General features: G+C 27.0%; 20 protein-coding genes and 1 pseudogene. 17 read left to right on the top strand and 4 right to left on the bottom strand.

Going from position 1 to position 19,267, the window contains the following annotated elements; genetic code table 11:
- Positions 1-403 precede the first annotated feature (403 nt).
- Positions 404-1,585 (bottom strand): galactokinase, encoded by a 1,182-nt coding sequence (gene galK, locus BHAMNSH16_RS11650; protein ID WP_008727308.1) that lies wholly within the window; start codon positions 1,583-1,585, stop codon positions 404-406.
- A gap of 210 nt (positions 1,586-1,795) precedes the next feature.
- On the opposite strand from galK, the gene BHAMNSH16_RS11645 reads away from it, so the two are divergent.
- From BHAMNSH16_RS11645 to fabF, 13 genes and pseudogenes are all read left to right on the top strand, one after another.
- On the top strand, positions 1,796-3,064 hold the full coding sequence (locus BHAMNSH16_RS11645) for an L-cysteine desulfidase family protein (RefSeq protein WP_008727309.1): 1,269 nt from the start codon (positions 1,796-1,798) through the stop codon (positions 3,062-3,064).
- 220 nt (positions 3,065-3,284) lie between these two features.
- Positions 3,285-3,560, top strand: coding sequence for a hypothetical protein (locus BHAMNSH16_RS14680; RefSeq protein ID WP_241033615.1), 276 nt, complete (start codon positions 3,285-3,287; stop codon positions 3,558-3,560).
- Positions 3,557-4,126 (top strand): hypothetical protein, encoded by a 570-nt coding sequence (locus tag BHAMNSH16_RS11640; RefSeq protein WP_241033614.1) that lies wholly within the window; start codon positions 3,557-3,559, stop codon positions 4,124-4,126. The genes BHAMNSH16_RS14680 and BHAMNSH16_RS11640 overlap by 4 nt, the downstream gene beginning before the upstream one ends.
- Positions 4,116-5,030, top strand: coding sequence for a tetratricopeptide repeat protein (locus BHAMNSH16_RS11635; protein ID WP_069731543.1), 915 nt, complete (start codon positions 4,116-4,118; stop codon positions 5,028-5,030). Before BHAMNSH16_RS11640 ends, BHAMNSH16_RS11635 begins: the two co-directional genes overlap by 11 nt.
- 53 nt (positions 5,031-5,083) lie before the next feature.
- A complete protein-coding gene (locus tag BHAMNSH16_RS11630; protein WP_008727511.1) occupies positions 5,084-5,548 on the top strand; it encodes a DciA family protein in 465 nt (154 codons plus the stop codon).
- On the top strand, positions 5,538-6,416 hold the full coding sequence (locus BHAMNSH16_RS11625; RefSeq protein ID WP_069731544.1) for a sigma-70 family RNA polymerase sigma factor: 879 nt from the start codon (positions 5,538-5,540) through the stop codon (positions 6,414-6,416). The genes BHAMNSH16_RS11630 and BHAMNSH16_RS11625 overlap by 11 nt, the downstream gene beginning before the upstream one ends.
- A gap of 1 nt (position 6,417) precedes the next feature.
- Positions 6,418-6,918, top strand: coding sequence for a hypothetical protein (locus BHAMNSH16_RS11620; RefSeq protein WP_008732363.1), 501 nt, complete (start codon positions 6,418-6,420; stop codon positions 6,916-6,918).
- A 28-nt stretch (positions 6,919-6,946) separates the two neighbouring features.
- Positions 6,947-7,515: pseudogene (locus tag BHAMNSH16_RS11615) on the top strand (DNA-3-methyladenine glycosylase I).
- Between the two features lie 77 nt (positions 7,516-7,592).
- A complete protein-coding gene (locus BHAMNSH16_RS11610; RefSeq protein ID WP_008727083.1) occupies positions 7,593-8,777 on the top strand; it encodes a cyclic nucleotide-binding domain-containing protein in 1,185 nt (394 codons plus the stop codon).
- Positions 8,778-9,056: 279 nt separating this feature from the next.
- Entirely contained in the window at positions 9,057-10,478 is a 1,422-nt protein-coding gene (gene glmM, locus BHAMNSH16_RS11605) for a phosphoglucosamine mutase (RefSeq protein ID WP_008727081.1), read from the top strand.
- A gap of 209 nt (positions 10,479-10,687) precedes the next feature.
- The gene (gene fabG, locus BHAMNSH16_RS11600) at positions 10,688-11,437 is read left to right on the top strand and encodes a 3-oxoacyl-[acyl-carrier-protein] reductase (protein ID WP_008727079.1); all 750 of its coding nucleotides are present in this window, start codon (positions 10,688-10,690) and stop codon (positions 11,435-11,437) included.
- An 89-nt stretch (positions 11,438-11,526) separates the two neighbouring features.
- Complete coding sequence (acpP, locus tag BHAMNSH16_RS11595; protein WP_008724300.1) at positions 11,527-11,763, top strand: acyl carrier protein; 237 nt, start codon at positions 11,527-11,529, stop codon at positions 11,761-11,763.
- Between the two features lie 84 nt (positions 11,764-11,847).
- Positions 11,848-13,101 carry a beta-ketoacyl-ACP synthase II gene (gene fabF, locus BHAMNSH16_RS11590; RefSeq protein ID WP_008727077.1) on the top strand — a complete coding sequence of 418 codons (1,254 nt, stop codon included), beginning with the start codon at positions 11,848-11,850 and terminating at the stop codon, positions 13,099-13,101.
- Between the two features lie 228 nt (positions 13,102-13,329).
- Here fabF and BHAMNSH16_RS11585 read toward each other — a convergent pair whose 3' ends face one another.
- Both BHAMNSH16_RS11585 and BHAMNSH16_RS11580 read right to left on the bottom strand, forming a co-directional pair.
- Positions 13,330-13,992, bottom strand: a complete 663-nt coding sequence (locus tag BHAMNSH16_RS11585) for a YczE/YyaS/YitT family protein (RefSeq protein ID WP_008727075.1) — start codon at positions 13,990-13,992, stop codon at positions 13,330-13,332.
- Positions 13,993-13,995: 3 nt separating this feature from the next.
- Complete coding sequence (locus tag BHAMNSH16_RS11580; RefSeq protein ID WP_008727072.1) at positions 13,996-14,388, bottom strand: MarR family winged helix-turn-helix transcriptional regulator; 393 nt, start codon at positions 14,386-14,388, stop codon at positions 13,996-13,998.
- A 210-nt stretch (positions 14,389-14,598) separates the two neighbouring features.
- Here BHAMNSH16_RS11580 and trxA point away from each other — a divergent pair, with 210 nt between their 5' ends.
- From trxA to BHAMNSH16_RS11560, 4 genes are all read left to right on the top strand, one after another.
- Positions 14,599-14,916: a thioredoxin gene (trxA, locus tag BHAMNSH16_RS11575; protein ID WP_008727069.1), complete on the top strand. Its 318-nt coding sequence runs from the start codon at positions 14,599-14,601 to the stop codon at positions 14,914-14,916.
- A 100-nt stretch (positions 14,917-15,016) separates the two neighbouring features.
- Entirely contained in the window at positions 15,017-16,600 is a 1,584-nt protein-coding gene (locus BHAMNSH16_RS11570) for a LysM peptidoglycan-binding domain-containing protein (RefSeq protein ID WP_069731546.1), read from the top strand.
- The gene (locus tag BHAMNSH16_RS11565; protein ID WP_008727484.1) at positions 16,597-18,138 is read left to right on the top strand and encodes an NAD(P)H-hydrate dehydratase; all 1,542 of its coding nucleotides are present in this window, start codon (positions 16,597-16,599) and stop codon (positions 18,136-18,138) included. The genes BHAMNSH16_RS11570 and BHAMNSH16_RS11565 overlap by 4 nt, the downstream gene beginning before the upstream one ends.
- 3 nt (positions 18,139-18,141) lie before the next feature.
- A complete protein-coding gene (locus BHAMNSH16_RS11560) occupies positions 18,142-18,693 on the top strand; it encodes a hypothetical protein (protein ID WP_008727483.1) in 552 nt (183 codons plus the stop codon).
- 89 nt (positions 18,694-18,782) lie between these two features.
- On the opposite strand, the gene secG is transcribed toward BHAMNSH16_RS11560, so the two are convergent.
- Positions 18,783-19,133, bottom strand: coding sequence for a preprotein translocase subunit SecG (gene secG, locus BHAMNSH16_RS11555; protein WP_008727482.1), 351 nt, complete (start codon positions 19,131-19,133; stop codon positions 18,783-18,785).
- Positions 19,134-19,267: the final 134 nt, after the last annotated feature.

Raw genomic sequence — 19,267 nt, 5'->3', positions numbered from 1 at the left:
ATATAAACTCGCTGAAAATAGATTATAACTTCAGTTATAATCTGCTCATTTATATCTCGGCTATTGTTTACGATATAAACTCGCTGAAAATAGATTGCAACTAAAGTTATAATCTGCTCGTTTATATCTCGGCTATTGTTTACGATATAAACTCACTGAAAATAGATTATAACTTCAGTTATAATCTGCTCATTTATATCTTGGCTATTGTTTACGATATAAACTCGCTGAAAATAGATTATAACTTCAGTTATAATCTGCTCGTTTATATCTGATTATTTCACAATATAAATAAATATTAATACATTAAATTCTTAATTGCTATAATACAAAAACGCTATATTTATACTTTATAAGCACTATAAAAAATATAATACTTAAAAGAAATATTTTTTATTAAAAATTACTCTTCCGTAGGTAAAATTCTAGTACCGCTGGATAGTTTTAATATATAAACATCAGCATCTCTTCTAGTTCTTTCTTTATAACGCGTATATAAATTTTCTATAACATTTTCAACTTCAGTTTTTTTGAGGAACATTAAAACGCCGCCGCCGAAACCTGTACCTATCATTCTAGCCCCCAAAACACCATCCATACTCATAGCCTCTTCAACCAAAATATCCAATTCTGCAGTAGAAACTTCATATAATTTACTCAAACCATCATGGGTTTTAAGTATCAAATTAGCTAAATCTTTAACTGAACCCTTTTTAATAGCTTTAACTGCCTGATTAACTCTATCCTGCTCAGCAGAAACATATAAAGCCCTTCTTTGTTCCTTATTCTGCAAAGTTTCTTTAATAAAATCAGCATCTTTAACTTTCAAATCAGATAATGATTTTAAAGAACTTTTCTTTTCTTTGAGTTTCTTTAATGCATTTTCACATTCTCTTTTTCTGGCATTGTACTCCCCATCGCTGGAAGTTCTTTTCTTATTACTATTAATAACCGCCATACAATAATCACCTAAATTGAAATCAAAATATTCATATTTAAGTGTTTTCATATTAAAGAAAAATAAAGTATTCTCTTTGGCTAAAAATATTGTAACATGATCGCTTAAAGATGTTCTATGAGAGGCATACTTAATTTCGCCTTCATAAGATAATTTTGCCATTTCTATATTGTCAACATCTTTAATATTGTTTATATCTAAAGCAGCAAAAGTTAAACAAGCACATAATGAGCTGGATGATGCCAAAGATGTATTAAAAGGTAAATCTGTATATACAAATATATCCATACCATGTATTTTATATTCTTTTTCCAAAAGTACAGAATAAACACCTTTAAAATAAATAGCCCACTCATCTTCTTTATTCTTTTCTAAATCATCTAATGTAAATGATTTTCTAGCTTTAAAAGAATGGGCATATATATTCACTTTATTATCAGGTCTTTTTCTAGCTACTATATATGTTCCTCTGTCTATAGCAGAAGTTATAGTATCCCCGTCTGAATAATCTATAAGCTCTCCTATAACTGTAACTCTTCCCGGAGCAAAATAAAGCTTTGTATCGCCTTTATGCCCAAAAACTTCTCTAAATCTTGCTACTATTTTTAAATGTAATCTAGGTATCATACTAAATCTCTCAAAAATTATCTGTTATAAATATCATAAAATAAAAAAAAATCAATACCATAAATATAGTTATTCTAAAAAAATAATATTTTATGTTAAATATATAGAATATAAATCGTAAATTTTTTTTAAAACTAAAATAAATAATCATTAAAATAATTGATTTTGATAAAAAACAATAATATAATAATAAAAGTAGGATTTAATTTTATGGACAGAACTTTATACAGTAATTATATTAATATTTTAAAAGAAGAATTAATACCGGCACTAGGATGCACAGAACCGATAGCAATAGCTTTTGCAGGTGCTAAAATCAGAGAAATAATTGGAAATATACCAGAACATATAACTGTAAAATGCAGCGGAAACATTATAAAAAATGTCAAAGGGGTAACTGTACCAAATTCAGGCGGCTTAAAAGGAATAGATACTGCGGCTATTTTGGGATTGATTGGAGGAGATGCAAGCAAAAATCTAGAAGTTTTATCTTCTGTAAAACAAGATGACATACATAAAACAAAAGAACTCTTAAATAAAAAATTCTGCACCTGCGAATTAATAGAAGGAGATGAAAACCTTCATATCATAATAGAAGCAGTATATAAAGATACAAATGCCTTAATAGAAATAAAAAATTCCCATACTAATATTACAAAAATTATTAAAAATGGTGAAAAACTATTAAATTCTGATAGTTCCTCAAATAAAAAAGAAGAAGATATAAGAGAAACTCTAAATATAAAAGATATACTTACTTTTGCCAATGAAGTTAATATAGATGATATTAAGGACACTATAAAAAGACAGATAGAACTTAATTACAGTATAGCAGAAGAAGGACTGAAAAATGATTACGGTTCTGGTGTAGGAAAAACATTAATGCAATATTATGGAGATGATATAATAAATAAAGCTAAGGCTTACGCTTCTGCAGGTTCGGATGCCAGAATGGGCGGATGTTCTATGCCTGTAGTTACTAATTCCGGAAGCGGAAATCAGGGTATAACTGTATCTGTTCCTGTAATAAAATATGCTGAATATATGAAAGTATCTGAAGAAAAACTATACAGAGCCTTAGTGCTTTCAAATTTGATAGCTATACTTCAAAAAAAGCATATAGGCAAATTATCTGCATTCTGTGGTGTTGTATGTGCTGCTACAGGTTCTGCCTCGGCAATAGCATATTTGCATGACTGTGATTATAATGTTATTTGCAATACAATAACAAATGCATTATGTACAATAGGGGGTATGGTTTGCGATGGAGCTAAATCTTCATGTGCTTCAAAGATTGCTGAAGCCGTTGACTGCGGTATATTAGCTTTCAATTTGGCTAGAGACGGAAAGGTATTTAAAGCCGGAGACGGACTTGTAAAAAATGATATAGAAGCAACTATTGATAGTATAGGAAGAATGGCTAAAGAAGGTATGAAAAGTACAGATATAGAAATACTTAATATAATGATAGATAAATAAATTGCACTATAATGATAAAATTCCTCTTTATATAAGTTTTTATAGCATCTAAAAAATGCTGCCTTAAAATATAAATCAATATTATGATATTTCTTTATACTAGATTTATTTTAAAAAAATTGTATAATCTATTGTAAAGATTTTTCGATATATTATGATAACAGATAATTTATAATAATTTTTACATATTAAAGTAATACTTTTCATAAGGGAGGTTTCAATGGCAAGTTTAAGCGACAAAGAAATTAATGCAACTTTAACAAAAATAAGAACTGAATATGAACAAGGTGCTGAAAAATATGGTAATAAAATATATAATGTAAACAGTTTTAATGACAGATACAGAGAAGCATTGCAAAACAGACAAGATTTATCAAATTTTTTAATTGTTGAAATAAAAATTTTAGAAGATATAAAAACTACTTTAAGAGAAAGAGAATTAGAAAGACAGAGAAAAAAGCTGAAGAAGAAAAAGCTAAAGAAAATTCTTTTATGAATAAAGTAGATAATATGATAGAAAAATTCAAAAGTGCTACAGAAAAATATCCTTTGGAAGACATACATCCTAAAGCGGATCAGGAAATTTGCCATTTATACGGAGCTTTCAAAGAATTGTATAATTGTTTTTCTGTTATTAGATATTTTTCATGCGGACCTGCAAGTGATTATGTTGTAGAAACTGCTATAAAAGACTATGATAATCAATTCCAAAAATTTATAATTCCTGTTGGAGAAAGTAAAGTACCTCAAATATTTGCTGACTATGTTTTTGCTTTAAACAAAAAAGAAAACTCAAGCAGGGCAGAACAATTCATACTTAAAGAATCAGGCTTCTTCCTTCATGCATTCATTGAAAAAATGAACAACATAAAACCATTAGCTCTCAAAGCAAGCAGCGACGGAGAAATAGTTCTTCCTGATTATTTAAATGTACAATCGCCTAGAGTATATAATTTTTTCAAAGGAAAAACCAAAGAAGAAATGTATGATGCCACTATAGCTTATGCCAATGCTATGATAAACGATTTCAGACTGCAAAGTTTCAAAAAAGATGGACGTTAATAAGCTAATTTTTATACTTTTTTCTTTAGTTACATTATCATTATATTCTCAGACAAATGATGTATTCAAATATGACAGGAAAAATTTATCTAATGCATACAGATATTATAATGCCAAAAATTATAAAAAAGCCGCTGAATTATTTGAATATGAAATAGAATATTCTCCTATTCTTAAAATAGAATATTTTGAAAATTTAGCTAATTCCTACATGAATCTAAAAGATTATACCAATATGCTTAGAGCAGCAAGAAGCGGTATAATAGTAAATAGTTTTTCCTCTAAACTGCATTTCCAAAAGGGATATGCTCTTTATAAATTAGGAGATACAAATAAGGCTATAGATTCTATAAGATATTCTATAAGTCTAAAACCTAATGATGCTTACATGAATAATTTTCTCGGTCTTTTATATTTATATGTAGAAGATTATAAACAAGCTGAATCTTCATTTTTAAAAGCTACAGTTTACAGTCCGAATAATGTAGTATATATGGTAAATCTTGCCGCCACTTATGAAAGAGATAAAAATTTTAGCTCAGCACTTAATACTTATCAGGAAGCATATAAAATAAATCCTAACTACAGAGGATTAAAAGATTCAATAGATAGAAATAAAAATATATTAGCTAGAATATCAGGAAATACAAATAGTATCTCTAATTTATTGGAAGAAAATAAACCGATTAATACAAATCAAAACAATACAATAATAACATACGATGAAGATGTTGAAGTTAAACCAATAGAAATGGATATGATTGAATTAGCAACAAACACTGTAATGACAAATGATATCATCAATACCAATAATATAATAATAAATACAAATGATACAGCAGCAAATACTGCCGATACCAATATCACAATTTCTCAAACCAATACGCAGCAAACTAATAATTAATGATATTGATTATATAAAAAATTATTGTATCATTATATCGTAAGGATTTATAAATGCATACAATAAAAAAGACATTAGAAGAGTACTCAGATAGAAAATTATATCAAAATATTAATTTAGCAAATTACATAAAAATATCTCAAAAATGGGATGATATTATGGGAGAAGTACTTTCCAAAATATGCTATCCGTCATTTTACAGAAATGCCGTTCTCACTGTAACTATAACTGATAGTGTATGGGCTAATGAAATATTTATGAACAGAAACAATATATTCAAAAATATAAAAAAAGAAACTAATATAGAAGTAGTAGAACTAAAAACTAGAATTGGTGAAGTTAATAATAAAATAACAGAAAATACAAATAATAAAGATAAAAAAGAAGAAGAAAAAGAATTAACAAAAGAACATAAAGAATGGATAGAGAATACTATAAGAGAATCGGGTATAAAAGATGAGAGAATGAAAGAAATATTTGCTAATATATTAAAATACGAGGATAATGATGATAGATGATGTATTTATAAAGAAGCTGATTCTGGAATATAAAGCTGCTAGAAGTATTGAAACTTTAAAAGAAATTAATGAGCATTTGTCCAATTATATTTATAATTATCCTAGAAAAGTTTTCGGAGTATTTCATGATGATGCTTTAGAATTCTATTCATATTATATAGAGAGAATAGATAATATAATAATAAAATATAATGAAACAGATGCCAAATTTATCACTTGGTTTACATATACATTAAGAAGCCATTATTTAAATTTCTTGGATCATAAAAAAAGAAAAGATAAATACAAAAAACAAGAAATATCAATAGATGCTCCATTATGCGGTAAGGAGGCATTAACATTGCATGATGTACTCTATGATAGTAAATCTTATGTTATGAATGAGTATACTAATGATTATAATGAAAGCGATATCGAAAAACTCTCGCTTAATATGTTTAATTATATAGAAAAAGAATTCAGCAAGAGAGATTCAATAGCATTTTTTATACATAATTTAGAATTATTTATAAATCTTATAATACAGCCTCTAATGAAATATTTTAATATAAATTATGAAGAAGCATATTCAATAATAGAGAAAGCAAGAGCAACATACATAAAGAAATATAATGAAATAATAAAGCAGCAGGATAAAATAGCAAAAATAAATGCACAAATAGAAATCAACAATAAAAGAGGACTTTTCACAGTACATTTAGCGAGTAAAAAACAAAATTATATTAAGAAACTGCATTCTATAAAAATAAATGTACCTTATGAGTTTATAGCAAAACTTTTAAATATTACAAACAATGCAGTTACAAAAATTATAAATAAAATAAAAACCAGTTTAAAAGAGCATTTTAATAATTTATTGGACTTATAATATGAGCAAATATAATTATACAAAAGAAGAAATTATAAACTATGTTAATGGCATTAAAGTATCTGATGATTTTCTAAAAGAACTTGAATTGAATGCTGACTTACAAAGAGAAGTAAGCTCTCTAAGAAATGATTTATTTCTTATGGAAAATATAGAAGATTCTGATATGCTTAAAGAAGTTAAAATAAAGCCAATTATTAATATAAAAGACAGCATAATTGATTATATGCTTTATTTCAGCAAATTGACTCCATTATCTTCAAGAGGAGAAGAAGATAGTAAAATCAAAGATATTTATGTTTATAAAAATATAGAAATATACAAAAGCAATAATCAATATTATATTAATATCAGCAATATAAAAAATTGGTGTGTAATAGAATACAATGGAGAAAAAATAGTTAATATATTCGGACAAAAAGATAATTATTCTTCAAGTTTAAAAAATGGAAATTATAATATAAAAGTTGATGATGCGGAAGTTTCAATAAATATAGAATAAAATTATAAATAGGAAAATGTTTTTAATTATGCAGACAATATGCAAATGGGCTAAAAGCGAAATAGAGATTAAATACCATAATGAAGAATGGTGCAGAATATGCCACGATGAAAGAAAATTATTTGAAATGCTGATACTAGAAAATATGCAGGCAGGTCTTAGCTGGAGATGCATATTAGAAAAAAGAGAAAATATGAGAAAAGCATTTGATAATTTTGATTACAAAAAAATATCTAAATATGATGAAAAAAAATAGAAGAGCTTTTAAATAATAAAGGAATAATAAGAAATAAAAGAAAAATTAATGCTCTTATAGTAAATGCAAATAAATTTATAGAAGTACAAAAAGAATATGGAAGTTTTGACAAATATATATGGTCTTTTACTAATAGAAAACAAATAGACAATAAATTATGCGATGAAGATCCACTTCCGGCAAAAAATGAATTATCAGATACTATAAGTAAAGATATGATAAAGAGAGGATTTAAATTTGTAGGAAGTATTATTATATACAGCTATTTAGAAGCTATAGGGATAATAAATGATCATTGTGTAAACTGTGATTTTTACAAAAAAACTCAATATGATAAATAAAAAATAAAAACTGAATATTGACTAATAATAATAATGAATTAGAATAAAATAATATAACTGTTATACGGATAAAATATATGCACAAATATAATACAGCACATTTTAAAAAATCAACTATAATTTATATTAAAGATCAAATACCAAAAGATGTCTTTTACATAATAACAAAGGGCAAAGCCATATCTTATGGTACTTTTAACTATAATGTGGAGTTCAATCAAGGAGATATTTTAGGGTTAGTAAATATTTTATTAAATGAACCTTATTTCTTTAATGTAAAAGCTATGGAAGATGTGGAAGCTATAGAAGTAGATATAACAGAGGTAATTAAGACAAAAAATGAAGAGTTAATGGTAAAAATAGCTGCAAATTTAGATGCTTCATTTGAAACTTGGCTTGGAAGATATTATATGCTGCTTTCAGAAAATAAAGAAATTGCTAAGATAAGAACCAAAGAAGAAATAATGAATATGGCAGATATTTACAAAAAAAATGAATTTAAACATGTAGCATATAAACTTTATAATGAATATATGAAGCTATTTCCAGAGAATGCTGATGATGTAAAAGATAAATTATCAGAAATGACTCCTATAGAAGAGCCTCAAAAAAATGATGATAATGTATACTATTATAAAAAAGGATATTGTTTGTATACAGAATTGGAATACACAAATAAACTTTATATTATAAAATCAGGAGAAATAGGAATATACAACATAGTAAATTTAGGACAAGTTACAAGAGCCATTTATTCAAAAAACAATATGATAGACGGATACAAGCCTGTTTTGCAGTATCAGCCTCTTTCAACCTGTGCTGTTGCTTTGGAAGATTCTTATATAAAAGTACTAACTAAAAAAGAATTAATAAATATTACAGAAAATGATCCTGAGCTAAGTCTCTACTATATAAAAATGGTAAGTGTAAAAATAAGAAATACCATATTAAAGTTAATGGTTCTTAGTGTAGATGATTTACTATCAAAACTGCTTATAACACTTTATTATATGTTAAAAACAGAAATATTACCTGAAGATGTTAATTCTGTGAATTTATTATATACATTAAATGATATAAAAACTTTAATGAATATAAAAGATGTAAAACTTATAGAAAGAGAATTAAACAGAGTAAGAGGAGTATCAGTATCATCAGACGGTTATATTAATATAACAGATATAAAAAGTCTTATAATAGAATACAGAAACTGTATTAACAGACTAAGCAACACTCATCATCATAGTATGATGTATTTTTAATTATGTACTAACATAAAGAATATGTTTTTATGTTATATATTTTTAATTGCATCTTAATAAATTTACGGATCTATGTTAGTTGTTAAATTTATTTAAACAAAATATTTTTTGCTATATATAGTAAAAATTAATATTCAAGCAATATATGATAATCTTAAATATAGAATGCCTAAATAAAGAACTAAATATCAATAAAAATTATAAAATAAAAAGCAAAACATTTTACTTTTATACGCAGTTGTTTTATAATATATTAATATAATTTTTCAGGAGTTTTAAATGCCCACTTTAAAAACAAGCATATCAGGAATAAGAGGAATAATAGGAGACGGTTTAGATATAAGAACTGTAGTGGATTATACTGCTGCATTTGCATGTCTTTTTCCAAAAAAAGCTAAAGTTTTAGTTGCAAGAGATACAAGGATAACAGGAGAATCTATATTAAATGCTGTTGCTTCAACTTTAATGGCATCAGGTATAAATGTAATAGATATAGGTATAACTCCGACACCTACTGCTCTATATATGGTGGAAAAACTTAAAATACATGGCGGTATAATGATATCTGCAAGCCATAATCCTATAGAATGGAATGCATTAAAACTTATAGGCAAAGGCGGACATTTTTTAGATGAGAAAGCAGTTAATGAACTTATGAAGCTTTATGATAAAAAGGCATCAAGATTTGTTAAAGCATTGGAAACAGGCACTTATGAGAAAATAGACAATGCTATAGAAGAACATATCAAAAGAATATTAAGATGGATAGATGCAGAAAAGATAAAAAAAGCCAATTTTAAAGTTGCATGCGATTATGTTAATGGAACAGGTTTATTTGCAACTCCTCCTCTACTTAAAGCATTGGGAGTTAAAGAAATTTCTATCAATAAAGAACATACAGGAAAATTTGCCCATGTTGCTGAACCTTCTGCTGCCAGCATGAAAAGTTTATCTGATTTAGTTAAGAAGAATAAAGTCAATATAGGATTTACTCAGGACCCTGATGCTGACAGACTTGCATTAGTTCTTGATGACGGTACTATAATAAGCGAAGAATATACTTTGGCTTTATGTGCTAAATATTTATGGCTTGTAGGTAAAGGAAATGCTGCTGTAAACTTATCTACTTCAAGAATGATAGATGATTTAGCTAAAGAAAAAGGATATTCTGTAGATAGAACAAAAATAGGCGAAATAAATGTTTCTTCACATGTTGTAAAAAATAAATTATACTTTGGAGGCGAAGGAAACGGAGGAATAATAGTTCCGGCTGTTACTCCGGGAAGAGATTCGCTTTTAGGTATAGCATTAATATTGGAATTAATGGCAAAAACAGGCAAAACTATTACTGAACTTGTAAATGAAATACCAAAATATGAGATAGTTAAAGAAAAATTAGAAGTATCAAAAATAGATGAAGATAAATTCTTAAAGCAAATTAAAGAAGAGTACCCTAAAGCTAAAATAACATCTATTGACGGTATAAAAATAGATTTAGAACAAGGCTGGCTTCATGTTCGTTCATCAAATACAGAACCTATAGTAAGAATTATTGCTGAAGCTAAAAGTAAGAAAGAAGCTAAAGACTTAATTACAGCCGCTATGAATATGATAAAAGGAGTAAAACCTTCTGTAAAACCTACAAAGGAAACAAAATCAAAAGAATCTAAAAAAGAAGTTAATAAAAAAACTAAAAAATAAATATTATTAATAAAGCACAAAAACTTTGGAAAATTATAATTCCAGAGTTTTTTGTACTTCGACTTTTAAACCAAAAAAGTCGAAAATTTTAAAATGATATTTTTTGCTTGACAAATTCAATATATTTTGTTTTAATATAACATATATTTAACTAATAAAAATTTTTTTGTTATATATCTATATCTTTATATACTTCAAAAAGGGTAAATATGGACTTAAATCTTAAAAATAAAACAGCTATAATAACAGGTTCAAGCAGAGGAATAGGAAAAAAAATAGCAGAAACTTTAGCAAAAGAAGGAGTTAATGTTGTAATCACTGCTACAAACTTTGAAAAAGCCTCTCAAGTAGCCGATGAAATAAAATCATCTTTCAATGTTGAAACTTTAGCAATTTGCCATGATGCAAAATCCAGCGAATCATGTAAAGATGTAGTTGCTAAAACAATAGAAAAGTTCGGCTCTATTGATATACTAGTAAACAATGCCGGCATCACTAAAGATATGTTAGTACTTCAAATGGAAGATAATGCTTGGAATGATGTAATATCTACAAATCTTTCAGGTACTTTCTATATGTCAAGAGAAGCCGCTAAAACTATGCTTAGAGCTAGAAAAGGCAAAATAATAAATATATCAAGTGTTATAGGAAAAATGGGAAATGCAGGACAGGTTAATTATTCCGCTGCTAAGGCTGGAATCATAGGAATGACCAAATCTATGGCTAAAGAATTTGCCCCTAGAAATATATGCGTAAATGCAATAGCCCCGGGATTCATACAAACAGATATGACAGGAGTTTTACCGGAAGATACTGTAAAAGGAATTATGAGTATTACACCATTAAAAAGATTAGGAACACCTGAAGATGTATCTAATCTTGTATTATTTTTAGCTTCTGATATGAGCAGTTATATTACAGGAGAAGTGATAGCGGTTGACGGCGGTATGTCAATGTAAAATCAACAAAATTATAAAGCTTATAATGTGCTAATATGCACTTTATTAAAAAAATAATAAATAAATATAAATAACTAAGGAGATTAAAAATGGCATTAATCGATGAAATTAAAGATGTTGTTGCTAATCAATTAAACATCTCAGACAAAAGTAAAATCACTGATACAGCTTCTTTCGTAGATGATTTAAACGCTGATTCACTTGATTTAGTAGAATTAATCATGGAATTAGAAAAACGTTATGAAATCAAAATTCCTCAAGAAGATCAAGAAAAAATCAAAAATGTAGCTGATGCTGCTAAATATATTGAAGAACATAAAAAATAATTATACTATTTAATTTCCCGTAAATAGAATCATATCTTTTACGGGAAATTTTTTGTATAGTTCAAAATCATAGGAGTTTTATATATGAGTGAACGCAGAGTTGTAATTACAGGACTCGGTATAGTAAGTTCTCTTGGAAATGATGTAAAAACATTTTGGGATAACTTGCTTAATGGTGTTTCTGGAATAAAAACATTAAGTAAATATTTTGATCCTGAAAAAGAACAGCTTATTACCAAAATCGGTGCTGAAGCTTTACCATTAGAAGGTGATTATTATTCTGATAAAAAAATGTTAAGAAGACTAGACCCTTTTATTAATTTTGGAATATATGCCGCTCATCATGCATTTAAGCAGGCTGGTATAGAACCTAAAACAGGATTTGATCCTTTAAGAGCCGGCTGTGTTCTTGGCAGCGGTATTGGCGGTATGACTACTCTTTTATCTAACCATCAAGTTTTACTTAATGACGGACCTAGCAGAGTATCGCCTTTTTTTGTGCCTATGCAAATAATCAATATGACACCGGGTTTAATATCTATGGAATATGGTATGAACGGACCTAATTACAGTACAGTTACTGCTTGTGCTTCTTCAAATCATTCTATAGGTTTAGGCTACAAACATATTAAAGACAATGAAGCTGATATTATGGTAGTTGGCGGTTCTGAAGCTACTATTAATCCTCTTACTATAGCTGGTTTTAATAATGCCAGAGCTTTATCTACTAGAAATGATGAGCCTTCAAAAGCATCAAGACCTTTCGATAAAGGAAGAGACGGTTTTGTTATAGCTGAGGGTGCCGGTATATTAATACTTGAAGAGTATGAACATGCCAAAAAAAGAAATGCTAATATAATTGCTGAAGTTTGCGGTTATGGATTTACTGCTGATGCTAATCATATCACTGCTCCTTTAGAAGACGGTGCTATGGGAGCAAGGGCTATGTCTTTAGCTATTGAAAGTGCTAAAATCTCACCTGATAAAATCAGCTATGTTAATACTCATGGTACTTCTACTCCTGTCGGAGATATTGCTGAAATTAAAGCTATTAAAAAGGCTTTAGGCGAAGATCATGCTAAAAAAATAAAAATTAACTCTACAAAATCTATGACAGGACATGCTTTAGGTGCTGCAGGCGGTATAGAAGCTATTGCAACTATTATGAGTATGATTGAAGGCAAAGTACACCCTACTATTAATGTAGAAAATCAGGACCCAGAATGTGATTTAGATGTTGTTGCTAATACTGCTCAGGATTACAAAATAGAATATGCTATAAGTAATTCTTTCGGTTTCGGCGGACATAATGCTTCTATAGTATTCAAAAAAATATAATATAAAATCATAAAAATAATAAGCTCTGTTTTTTATGAAACAGGGCTTTTTTATTTGTGCAAAATAAACATTTTTAATATTCATATAAATTTAACTTATATTACAATTTATATACCAATTTTAATATAGCATAAAGACTACAAAATATAATATTAATAAAAAGCCATGCTTAAAATAGAAACATGGCTTTTTATCTAAATAAACTAAATAAATATTTATTATTATTATTTATTCATTAAGTAAATATTTGTTCTCTAAAAGTTTTAAAGGCTTACTTAAATGTTTTGCTATAAATCCTACCAAAATTGCAGCTATTATAGTCCCTTCCCTAACCCCCTCTAAATGACCTAAAAATACCAAAACTGTTATTAAAGAAATCAATACCAATACAACATCAAACATAATTTTTGTATTTCCAAATTTTAAAGGAAAAACTTTGCATATAGCAAGTACAACGCCTTCACCCGGAGTAGTTACAAGTTTTACCATAATTTCTATACTCACTCCCACTCCTACCAAAATTATTCCAATAAAACATAATACCCATTGCTGAAAATAATTGCTGTATGTTATGTCTTTTATTAAAGAGCCGCTTATATCTATCATTATACCAAATAAAATAAGTGCCGGTATTTGAAAAAGCTGAAAAGGATTATATTTCTTTCTAAGAAGCAGTATTTGTGTTAGTATAAATACAAGATTAATAATAATTGTAGTTTCTCCCACAGAAAGCCCTGATATGCAGCTTGTAACATAGGGTACGCTTGAAATAGGAGAAGTACCAAGCGACGCTTTAATAGAAAAAGCTATGCCTAAAGACATAATATAAAGTCCTATTAAAAGTATTATAGTTCTTTCTATAATACGCTTTTCTAAAATTTTCTTAAACATAAATTAAACTCCTTTTAATGAATTACACATTTCAATCAACAGTTTTTTTAATTTTTCTTTATCTTTTTCTGACAATTTATCAGTAGCAATATTCTCAGCATCCTCAAATATTTTTTCCATCTTCTTTGAAACCTCTGCCCCTTTTTCTGTCAAAAATACATAAAGCGAGCGTCTGTTTCCTTCTCTTTGCTTTCTCTCTATAAGACCAGATTTCTCCATACCAAGCAGTATGCTTCCTACTGTTGCCTGCTCTATTTCGAGATAGCTGGCTATAGTTTTTTGATCAGCCTCTTCAAATCTAGATAAAAAATATAATATTTTAGGCTGACCTGATGTAAGCCCTATCTTATTTGCCTCGTACATCACTTTACGAGCAAACATAGAATTGGCTTTCATTAATAAATAATGCAGATTCTCCAATGGTAAGTATCCTTATAGTAAGTATTCTTATAATAAGATAGCTTATTATATATAAAAACAAAAATAAGTCAAGTAAAATATACGATATATAGGTATATTTAAAAAAATAAAAAAAGGTATTGACTTTTAATAAAGTTAGAGTATACTAATTAAATAAATTATAAATATAAGCGAGGGGAAATAAATATGTCAGTACAAGAATTAAAAACAGATAATTTTGAAGCAGCTATATCTGGAGATAAAGCAATATTAGTTGATTTTTTCGCTGAATGGTGCGGACCTTGTAAAATGCAGACTCCTGTATTACATAAAGTAGCAGATCAATATTCTGATAAAATGAATTTCGGAGCTGTTGATGTTGATGCTGCTGAAGAGGTTGCTGCTAAATATGGAGTGCAGTCTATACCTACTTTAATGGTATTCAAAGGCGGAGAAGTTATTAAAAGAGCTGAAGGTATGAAAAATGAAGCTCAATTAAAAGATTGGTTAAAAGAATATCTATAAGAAAATATTTTATTTTTAGCCTAATTTTATTAAAAATTAGGCTTTTATTTATTCTAAATTGATATATAATCGCAATTATATTAAAATTTAAGGTATAATTATGCTTAATACTAATAATAAATTGCTAGAAAATATATCAAATGAATTTAATATAGAAAATAATGAATCTGAAAGCATCATTCAAAAATTATTCTCAAAAATAACATCATCTATTTTAAATGGAAATAGATTCTATATTTATAAGGTTGGTATTTTAAGTTTAGATGAAAATAACAATATTATATTAGATAAGGAAGATGAAAATTTTGATGAATCATTGGAATCTTTAAATGTTACAAATAATAATATAAAAAATATTTTTTTGGAAAAATCTATATATAAAAGCATATTCAAAAATATAGCAGATATATCAAAAGAAGAAGATGTATATATAAAAAACTTCGGTACTTTTTCAAATAATCATTTTGAAACTGATGCTTTTTTAAAAAACCAAATAAAAGAATTGCATAATAATGAAATAGCAGAAGACATATTAGATGAATTGGATAGTCAAATAAAAAATAAAAAATTAAGTTATAACAATGATGATGATGAAATTGAAGAAATTATTGAAATTAATGATGAAGAAAATAAAGACGAAGAAAACAAATCAATAGATAACAATGTCGTAGGAAATATATGGAAAAATTATAATTCTATAGATTTAAATAGTATGATAAAAAAACTAAATGAAAAAAAAGATATAGAAGATGAAAAAGAAAATAATAATAATACATCCGATAATGACAAAAATGATTATCCTGAAATGAAAGAATATTCTAAAGAAGAACTACTTGATATTAATCATTTTGATAAAGAAGACTTAGAGCATGCTGATACTAATGCAAACACTAAAGAAGACGAAAAAGAAAATAACTTATCAGAAATAAATATACAAAAGGAATTACTAAATAATAAAGAAAAACTAAACAATAATATTAAAAAATCAGGAAATAAAACTATGAATAAAAACAATGTTAAAAGCAAAAATATGCTGCTTGTAGGCATAATAAGAGTAATACTCATAATAATAATAATATTTATACTTGGCATAGCATCATCAATATACTATAGCAGTAGTAGAATAATATCTGATAATAGTATAGAAAATAGAAAACTTTATGATATAGTTAATGAATATTTTAATGAAATAGATTCTGCAAACTTAACATATATCACATCAAAAGATATGTATTATTGGGATATAGCAAAAACTCTATACGGAGATGCCACATATTGGCCTTTAATATATGCTTATAATAATGATAAATTCAAAATAAGTAATGTTATAAGAAAAGGAAGCACTATATCATATAGAAATATTGCAGATTTTTATTCTATAAAAGATATAAAATACTTAAATAATACATTATCAAAATCTTATATATATGTTTATCCTGTACTAACAAATGATAATAAATATAATCATGCTTTATGGGCATTAAAATTATCAGCATACTATGATTTGAATGTATTTAAAAACAATTCAAATATTATGCCTAAAGAAATATACACAGAAATATTAAATAATAATAACACAATAAGCACCACATATAATGATCTTATTAAATACGGTCAATTAAATGAAAATATAGTTTTATCTATTTTTGATATTATAAAGGAATCATTAGGAATAAAAAAATGAAAGTTGTAACTACAGAAGATCTAATTAACATAGACAAAAAAACAATAGAAAAAATACCTTCAATACTTCTTATGGAGCATGTAGCCAGTGAAATATTTTATTTGCTTGTAAAAAGACATAGAAAATTATTATATCAAAAAACAGTTTATATTTTCTCATCTGTAGGAGGAAACGGAGGAGACGGACTTGCAATAGCTAGGTATTTAATAAAAAACGGATATGATGTTAAGATATATATCACAGGGAATCTTGACAGAGTTAATAAAGATACATACTCCAATTTTAATATATTAAAATCTATGAATATAGATATTAATTACTTAGGAAGCGAAGAAGATGCTATATCAGCCGCTGAAAATATAGAAAGAAAATCTATAGTATTGGATTCATTATTCGGTACAGGCGGAAACAGACCATTGGAAGGAATACAAAAAACTCTTATAGATAGTTTAAATAAATTAGATGTTCTTAGAATAGCAATAGATATACCTTCAGGATTAGCCTCAAAAATAAATGACTATGACAATGTACATGTTTGTTTTAAAGCACATGAAACTTACACAATATGCTTTGCTAAAGATATATTCTTTTTATATAGAACTAGAGAATATATAGGAAAATTATTCATAATAAAATCAATATTCCCTAATGAAATACTAAATAATTGGGGATATAAGGCCAAATTAATAGATTATAATGAAAAGGTACATATAAATAGAAGCTCACTATACAGTAAAAGAGAACAGGGAATGCTTGCCATAGTGGCAGGAAGCAATAATTATATAGGAGCTGCTGTTTTAGCTGTAAATGCTGCTTATAGATTAGGCGTAGGTTATATAAGACTATATGTACCTAAAGGCATAGTTAAAAATATAAGAGATGCTGTAATACCGTCTATGCCTGAAATTGTTATTATAGGAGTTGGAGAAGAAAATCAAAAATTCTTCACAGAAAATGACATTGAAATAGTAAATGATATAAATAAAAGCGATGCCTGTATAATAGGTTCAGGTATAGGCAGAGATATGTCCACAGAAATTTTCGTAAACAGCATATTAAAGCAGATAAACATACCTACTGTTATAGATGCTGATGCTTTATATTTAATGTTTGAAAGCACTCTTAATGAACTTAAAAATAATTTTATAATAACACCTCATATATATGAATTTGAAAAACTTACACAAATAAATCATATAGAAGCATTAGAAAATCCATATCAGGCATTATTAAGATACAGACAAAAAACAAATGCTTCAATAGTATTAAAAGATGCAGTAAGTTTCCTGATGTATGAAAATGATATATATATAAATTATAATCCTAGAGAATCTATGGGAAAAGCTGGTATGGGAGATGTTTTTGCAGGATTTATAGGTGCTTTGCTTGCCAGAAGATTAAATATACTAGATGCTTCAAAATTGGCATTGATAATACAGGCTAAATCTTTTAATATATTATCAAAAAAATTCGGAAATGACTATATTCAGCCTAAAGATTTAGCAAATATTTCATATAAAATACTAAAAAGGATATAAATTTTGCCTAGAGAAGTTTACGACCCTAAACAAAAAGAATTAGAATTCTATGCTAAAAGAGATATAAAACCTCCTGCCCCTAAAAGAGAAGTAAGCATATTTGCAAGAAGATGGTTTATGTTTTTATACGGTACTTTTCTAACATTAGCAGTAGTCGGCATGCTTTTATATAAAAAAGGTTTCTTTAATAATATACCATTATTTGAAGCTTTAAAGCCTAAAACTGATGTAATAGTAAAGATTAATAAAGCACAGTCTATTGATGATGTCATAATAACAACTATAGAACTTGAAAATTCCAATTATACTAATTCTGAAAGTATAGAAATACTAAGAACTTCTTTTTCATTATACAAATATAGAAAATTAATATTTTCAGGAGATCGTTCTTTTAATAACATAAGATTTCCTGTAGGTCAAAGAATAGGATTCAATCTGAACTTTGATAAAAATTATTGGAAAGAAGCTGATAAACTAGAAATAATACTTCGTTTCGATAATAATCTAGTCAAAACAAATAGCATAAATACCAAAAAAGTCAAAATACAATATTAAGTTATTGAATTAACAAAAATAAATAAAAACTACTATTTTACAAATTGTTTCAGTTTGTAAATATATATTTTTAGTCAAATTAATTATATTTATTGATTAGAAACAGTGTTTGTATTTTCCATAGTTGGGGCAGCATTAGTAGGTGCTGTTAATGGAGCTGTAGTATTTGCTGTATTATTAGCAGGAGTATTCGTAACATTTTCAAAAGCGGTTTTTTGAGTGCTTATAGCAACAGATATAAGTAAAGCTCCTACTATAAATATAGTAGAAAGAAAAGTAGTAGCCTTACTTAAGGCATTTCCTCTTTGGCTTCCCAAAACATTAGCCTGAGCACTCGAAAATAAACCTTCAGCTTTACCGCCTTGTATAATGATTATCAATATTAATAGTACACATATTATAGAATAAACTATGATTCCTAAAGTTAGTAAAGCGTTCATATATATTTTTCCTTAAAATTAATTTCTTATATCATAAAGACTATTTTGTTGCTGAAAATTATACCATTATAAAAAATATTTTTCAAGCATAAAACTATTAATTTTATTTCAGAAATATGATATTATGTAAATAA

Source organism: Brachyspira hampsonii, from assembly GCF_002214805.1.
Taxonomy (GTDB): domain Bacteria; phylum Spirochaetota; class Brachyspiria; order Brachyspirales; family Brachyspiraceae; genus Brachyspira; species Brachyspira hampsonii.
This window is presented reverse-complemented; position numbering and strand designations above follow the sequence as displayed.